Genomic DNA, 6,690 nt, shown 5'->3' on the forward strand with positions numbered 1-6,690 from the left:
TTCTTGGCATCCAGGCTCGATCCGCGCCCTGCATTCATGGTTTGCAATTGGCGGGAACTCATACCTTTATCGCTGATCGTGCCCGTACGGCTTAGCCCGCCGATGGCATCTTCCTTAAACAGGTTTTGGTCGAGTTGGAGCCAAATGTAGGGTAGGTCGTCGGGAGAGTTGTTGAAAAAAGTAATGGTCTCGGAGCCGACGATGCGCTGATTTTCGTCGTCAAGTTCGGCCTTGATGTCGTAGTCGGCGCGTTGCTGCCAGTACTCTTTGCCGGGTGCGCCCGAGGCCGTGCGGTAGGTGTTAGGCGTCGGCAGGGTAGTCCCCAGCTGCTCAAAAGTGGTATTGGCGTTGTAATTGTTGGGATTGGAAGATTGCGCCCAAGCGCTTCCCACCAAAAGGAAAGTCAGCATCAGAGATAATAGTTTTTTCATTTGGTCGAAAGTTTAAACGGCTTATCGCTCGGTTGAAAGATGAAATTAGATTAGGTTAAATCTTGAAGGAAATGCTATTGAAATGCGACTGAAAGGGACTCTTGCAAAAGTGCGTCGTTGATGATCAAAGACAGGGCCATTCCCGCCACTACACCCGAAACGATGTAGTTCCAGGTGCGTTTGGGAACGCGGCCCAAATCTACGATGAGAAATGTTAGTGTCAACAAAGCCAGTACAATAAGTACCTGCCCTAGCTCCAGCCCGAGGTTGAAGGCCAGTAGTGGTTGCCAAATGCTCGATTCGCCGCCCAGCAGATCGCGCAGGTAACTCGAAAACCCCATGCCGTGGATCAGTCCAAAGCCTAAGGCCAGTGCATAGCGTACGGGCGAGCCCCTCTCCTTTCTTACCAATGTAGTTTTGGGAATATCATAAAACATATTCACGATTGCTGTAATGAGGATCGTGATTGGGATCAGCAACTCAATGACATCGCGCCGAAACGAGATAATATTGAATGTAGCCAAAGCCAGCGTCAGCGAGTGACCGACTGTAAAAGCCGTCACCAGAATAAGTACTTTTTTCCAGTCGCGCAGTGTGTAAATGGCGCAGAGCGCTACAACAAACAGAATATGGTCGTAACCTTTCGGGTCGGTGATGTGTTCAAATCCTATTTGGAGGTACGCTTGAAATTCACTCATGCAAAGGGGGCCAAATTGGCTTCATGCTTAACAAGCCATAAACTACTGCCATAGGTTGATTCAATAAAATCTACTACTTACAAGCCTACCGCTTTTCGTTTTTTCAAAAATTAAAGTTAGAAAAGTCTTTTCAAACTCCCTACCTTCCCAATACATAGCGTTAAGAAATGCTACGCTTAGTCAAATTTATTCAATAAAAAGTTAAATTCGATTCTTGTCAATTTTGCACTCATGAAAACTATCCAGCTAGAAACTACCGGAAATCCTGTCGATATTTTAAAAGTAGTTGAAAAGCCTACGCCCCGGCCCGCAGCGGGCGAAGTATTAGTTAAAGTCATCGCTGCGCCTATCAATCCTTCCGATATTTCATTCGTACGGGGGCAGTACGGTATCCGGCCTGAATTGCCCTCGGGGGCTGGTTTTGAAGGCGTTGGTACAGTGGAGGCGGTGGGGGCGGATGTGAGACTACCCATCGGTAGCCGGGTGAGTTTTACGGCCATTGGTAGTTGGGGTGAGTACGCCATCGCGAACCAAAAAGCCGCCATTCCGCTGCCTGACGCTATCCCGGACGAAATGGCCGCGCAGTTGTTCGTCAATCCTTTTACGGCCTGGGCTATGGTGGAAGAGTCTGGCGTGCAAAAAGATGAGTGGCTGATGATTACAGCCTGCGGCTCGGCTTACGGCAAGCTGGTCATTCAGCTATGTAAGAAAAAAGGGATTAAGACCATCGGCACCGTCCGCCGCGACGATCTGAACGAGGATTTGAAAAAACTGGGCTTGAACGAGGTAGTCAATACCACAACAGAAGACCTGCCCCGCCGCGTCCGCGACATCACGGGCGGACAGGGCGTCCGTTGCGTCGTTGATTCTGTGGGCGGCGACACCACCGAAGCCGCCATGAAATGCGTGGGCCAAGGCGGCAAAATGCTGATTTTTGGGTTGCTCAGCCAGAAAAACCCCCGGCTCGACGTGGGGCTGATGATTTTTAAAGAAATAACCATTCAGGGTTTTTGGCTCACCGAATGGATGCGCAAAGTCGATTCCCAAACCCGCACCCAAACCGCCCAGAGCGTCATCGGCTGGTTGGCCAGCGGCGAAGTGGAACTACCCGTGGAAGCTACGTATGGCCTGGATGAGATTACGCAAGCCGTCGAACATGCCGACAAGTCAGGGCGTTGGGGGAAGATTCTAATTAAGCCGTAGGGAGGGGTCAAACTACCCCTCTTTCCTTTCCTGACACAATTCCACCAGTACGCCGCCCGTCCCTTTCGGATGAAGAAAACAGACTAGTTTATTGTCAGCGCCGGGCTTGGGTACTTCATTGAGCAACGTAAATCCCTCGCCCTGCAACCGCTTCATTTCGGCTTCGATGTCGTCCACCTCGAAGGCGATGTGGTGAATGCCCTCGCCTTTCTTCTCCAAAAATCGTGCGATCGGGCTGTCATCACGCGTGGCTTCCAGAAGTTCGATCTTAGTTTGATTTATTTTAAAAAAAGAAGTCGCCACGCCTTCGCTGGCGACTTCCTCGTGTTTGTAAGGCGGGATATTAAATAGCTTTGTGAAAAGCGCGTCCGAAGCAGCGAGGTCTTTGACGGCAATGCCGATATGTTCGAGGTTGGTGAGCAAAAGTTTATGAGTTTAAAGTCTATGAGTAGGCGGATTGCAGAATCAGTTTTTCGATGAACTCATGAACTCATGAACTCATGAACTAACGCCTATTATCCTGTCCCCCAACCATGCTCAGGTAGCTATCGAAGCGGCTCATGGCGATTTCTCCAGCTTCGACGGCTTCCTTCACGGCGCAGCCGGGTTCGTTGATGTGCAGGCAGTTGTCGAAGCGGCACTGGTTGAGTAGTTCACGCATTTCGGGGAAGTAGTGGCTGATTTCGGCGGCTTCGGTGTCAGACAGGCCTAGTTCTTTTATGCCGGGGGAGTCGATAAGGTAGGTTTCAGGAGCCAGCTCGAACATCTCGGCGAAGGTCGTGGTGTGGACGCCTTTGTTGGCAAAGGTAGAAACCTCCTTGGTACGCAAAGCCAGGTCGGGCGCGATGGCGTTGAGGAGCGACGATTTGCCCACACCCGAATGACCTGATAGTACTGAGACTTTTCCCTTCAAAAGGTCACTCACTTCGTCTAGCCCTTCACCTGCCGTAGCCGTGGTAGCCAGGCAGCGGTAGTTCAGACTTTCGTACAGGGACATAAGTTCGGCTTGATACTCGAGCATCGGTTCATCCAGCAAATCTTGTTTGTTAAAAATAAGTACCGCCGGTATGCGAAACGACTCTGCTGACACTAGAAAACGGTCCATGAAACCCAGAGAGGTACGTGGGAAATACAAAGTTACGACTAAGATCGCCTGATCCACGTTGGCGGCCAACAGGTGCGCGTGGGCCGTTTTGTGCACCGACTGCCGCACGAGGTAGTTTTCGCGTGGTAAAATGTCGAAGATGATGCCCGTATTTTCGGTTTCGTCCTCCACGTCGAATTCCACGTGGTCGCCTACCGCAATGGGGTTGGTGACCTTGAAGCCCTTAATTTTAAATTTACCTTTCAAACGGCACTGCCACAGGTGCCCGTCGGGATCGCGCACGTCGTACCATGAACCCGTGGAGCGCATTACCAGTCCCTTTTTCAAATCGCTGTTTTCGGTTTTTGCCTGATGTCAGGACGAATGTAGTAATTTTGGGATTGGCGTTCGATGGCTTGATGTTAATTTGACAGTTGCACTTCGTTTTAGCAGTAAGAAAACAAAACAAGCATCCTTTAAGTAGCAGGTTTGTTAGATCATGCACTGTTTTTAGTGAGAAAACTTCATCCGCTCGTTTCCAACCAACGCTTATCACTCTCCCTCCTTTTCCATGACAACCCCCGCCGCCGAAGTCAGTTCCGTTATCGACATTCGCCGCAATCGACTGCGTAGTAATCTCATTCTAGAACTCTATCAGCACGGGCAGACTTCCATCAACCGGATGGCCCGCCTGTTTCACGCCAGTATCCCTTCGGCGACAGGTATCGTCAACGACCTTATCAAGGAAGGATGGATTCATGAAACCGGAACGGCCGTCGCTCGCGCCGGGCGTCCACCAGCACTCTATGGCCTGAATACGCAGAAATATTATACGCTCATCCTCGACATTACTCGACACGATACTCAGTTGGTAGTGTTCGACCTGGACAACGAATTTGTCGCCAAACAACAAGTTGACCTCAAACTCGAAGACTCAGAGATGTTCCTGGACGCTCTGATCGATGAGATAGATATATTCCTGAAAGCGAATAGCATCAGCTCCACCAAGCTTTGGGGCATTGGAGTGTCTATGCCAGGCCTAATCAATGTCCAGAAAGGCACCAACCAAACCTATCCGCACCTCACAGGGGAAGATTTGTCGTTGGCGGCACGGCTCGAAACACAGTTTCAGTTGCCTGTTTCTCTTATCAACGATACTCACGCCACTACTATTGGCGAACATCGCTTCGGTCTGGCCAAGGGGAAGCAGCATGTTCTTACGATCAACATCGACTGGGGCGTGGGACTGGGTATCCTGCTCAACGGCGAGGTGTTCAACGGGGCGTCAGGTTTCGCCGGTGAGCTGGGACACATTCAGGTACAGCCTAATGGACTACTGTGCCATTGTGGCAAAATTGGTTGCCTGGATACGCTAACTTCGGGCTTTGCGCTCATGCGGGAAGCACAGGCTGGTATTGAGGCGGGCCGCGATACGGCCCTGCCCCGACTGGTCGGAGAGAACGACTCGCTGGACACCCACCACATCATCGAAGCTGCCCATGCCGGTGATGATTTTTGCATCGAGTTGATTACCAATTTGGGCGCGGAGTTGGGTAAGGGCATTGCGACCGCCGTGCACATGTTCAACCCCGAGATTGTAATTATTACGGGCTTATTAGCCGAAGCCGGGCCATTCATTGCTAATCCCGTTAAGCAGGCAATACAGAAGTACTGCCTGGCGGACTTTCGGGATGCGCTTACACTACAAGTTTCAGAGTTGGGCAGCAAGGCCCGGCAGTGGGGCGTGCAGGTACATTTGGTAGAGGCGCTGGTGGCGCGGGAATTTAGTTAGCTTCCAGAAATCTGGTTACGCATCTCATAACGGTGTCGGTCGCGCCAATGCGGGTTTGTACGTAAGTGCGATTAACATCGCCACTTTTTTCCTGTGCAGCGGGGTGAGCAAGTAGTTTTTCTAATTTTTCCTGAAAATCTTCGGTGTCACTAATGGCCCAGGCACCTTGTTGTTGGATAAGATCGACGGATTCCTGAAACTTCTCGAAGCTTTTGTTCCCAAAAAAGATCGGCAGACCAAAAGTGGCGGCTTCTAGAATATTATGCAAACCGGCCCCGAACGCGCCACCAATGTAAGCCACCTGCCCGTAGCGGTAAAGCGACGACAGCATCCCGACGTTGTCGATGAGCAGGTACTTGGCGTTTTTAATTTTATCAAAATCAAAGCCCGCCGCTTTATATGCCGAGTAGCGCAGCGTCTGTCCGGTCAGACGCTGCTCCCAGCGGACGAGTTCCGCTTCGTGAATTTCGTGCGGGGCGATAATCGCTTTCAGCGGAATTTTTAAATCATTTAAAGCCGGGGCGATCACCGCGCGGTCAGCTTCCCAGGCCGAACCGACTATCAGACAGGGTTCATTCTGGACGAATGCTGCAATCTCGGGCAGGTCGCGGGCGGCGTCGGCGATTTGCTGCACCCGGTCGAAGCGCGTATCGCCCGCCACCGTTACCGCTTCGAGGCCAATGCCGCGCAGCAAGCGAGCCGATTCCTCGTTTTGCACCAAAATGTGGTCGAAATAGCGCAGCAGCCGGGTGTAAGATTTCCCGTAGGATTTGAAAAAAAGCTGGTCAGATCGGAAAATTGCCGAGAAGGACAAGATGATCGTACCATTGCTTCGGAGTTCGCGCAAGTAGTTGTACCAAAACTCGTACTTGATAAAGAAAGCCACGCGGGGCCGCAACAGGCTGACCAACTGCTGCGCGTTGGTGCGTGTGTCGCCAGGCAGGTAGGTCACTAAATCGGCTCCGGCATAATTTTTTCTAACTTCGTAGCCCGATGGTGAAAAGAAAGTAAGGAAAATGAAATGGTCTGGATAACGGGCGCGAAACGCTTCCATCACCGGACGCCCCTGCTCAAATTCACCCAGCGAAGCCGCGTGAAACCAAACGACCGGACGGCCTCGAAGCAGCGGCGGTAGTTCAGCCGACAATCGGGGCAACAAGTTTTCCCTTCCCGCTACCCATTTCCGGGCTTTAGGATGAAATAAAGCCGCCAAATGCATGAAGGCAGCGTAGATACGGATAAATAAGGGGTATAAAACGGCGAACAAAGACGGCGGATGAAATTTTTGCAAAACTACCCATTCTCAATCATAACCATTCTCTAAACAACGACTACCATGAAAGCGCAACCAAACGAAGAAGGCGGCTACGATACCATGACCGAAGCCCTTACTGCCTTGCAGGAAAAAGGCTACACCTGTAATTTTAACTTAATTTCAGATGGCCTAGAAAACAAAACGGAGGAGGATGTCATCAAACTTTC

6 protein-coding genes and 1 pseudogene are annotated in these 6,690 nt (G+C 51.1%); 2 read left to right on the top strand and 5 right to left on the bottom strand.

Translation table 11 applies throughout. The features are described 5' to 3' along the window. Together ACEW8P_RS09600 and ACEW8P_RS09605 are read right to left on the bottom strand one after the other, a co-directional pair. A pseudogene (locus ACEW8P_RS09600) lies at positions 1-431 on the bottom strand (M1 family peptidase); the annotation flags it as partial. 74 nt (positions 432-505) lie between these two features. Further along, the gene (locus ACEW8P_RS09605) at positions 506-1,129 is read right to left on the bottom strand and encodes a HupE/UreJ family protein (protein WP_373512865.1); all 624 of its coding nucleotides are present in this window, start codon (positions 1,127-1,129) and stop codon (positions 506-508) included. Positions 1,130-1,360: 231 nt separating this feature from the next. Between ACEW8P_RS09605 and ACEW8P_RS09610 the strand changes: the two genes are divergently transcribed. Continuing rightward, positions 1,361-2,332, top strand: a complete 972-nt coding sequence (locus ACEW8P_RS09610; protein WP_373512866.1) for a zinc-dependent alcohol dehydrogenase family protein — start codon at positions 1,361-1,363, stop codon at positions 2,330-2,332. Between the two features lie 12 nt (positions 2,333-2,344). Here the strand turns inward: ACEW8P_RS09610 and mce are convergent, their stop codons facing one another. Then, positions 2,345-2,755 carry a methylmalonyl-CoA epimerase gene (mce, locus tag ACEW8P_RS09615; protein ID WP_373512867.1) on the bottom strand — a complete coding sequence of 137 codons (411 nt, stop codon included), beginning with the start codon at positions 2,753-2,755 and terminating at the stop codon, positions 2,345-2,347. 82 nt (positions 2,756-2,837) lie between these two features. Beyond that, positions 2,838-3,746 (bottom strand): ribosome small subunit-dependent GTPase A, encoded by a 909-nt coding sequence (rsgA, locus tag ACEW8P_RS09620; RefSeq protein ID WP_373512870.1) that lies wholly within the window; start codon positions 3,744-3,746, stop codon positions 2,838-2,840. Positions 3,747-3,987: 241 nt separating this feature from the next. On the opposite strand from rsgA, the gene ACEW8P_RS09625 reads away from it, so the two are divergent. After that, on the top strand, positions 3,988-5,208 hold the full coding sequence (locus ACEW8P_RS09625) for an ROK family protein (protein ID WP_373512868.1): 1,221 nt from the start codon (positions 3,988-3,990) through the stop codon (positions 5,206-5,208). On the opposite strand, the gene ACEW8P_RS09630 is transcribed toward ACEW8P_RS09625, so the two are convergent. Further along, on the bottom strand, positions 5,201-6,475 hold the full coding sequence (locus ACEW8P_RS09630; RefSeq protein ID WP_373512869.1) for a 3-deoxy-D-manno-octulosonic acid transferase: 1,275 nt from the start codon (positions 6,473-6,475) through the stop codon (positions 5,201-5,203). The two genes, ACEW8P_RS09625 and ACEW8P_RS09630, sit on opposite strands and share 8 nt — an antisense overlap. Positions 6,476-6,690: the final 215 nt, after the last annotated feature.

It is taken from the genome of Persicitalea sp., from assembly GCF_041751555.1.
GTDB lineage: Bacteria > Bacteroidota > Bacteroidia > Cytophagales > Spirosomataceae > Persicitalea.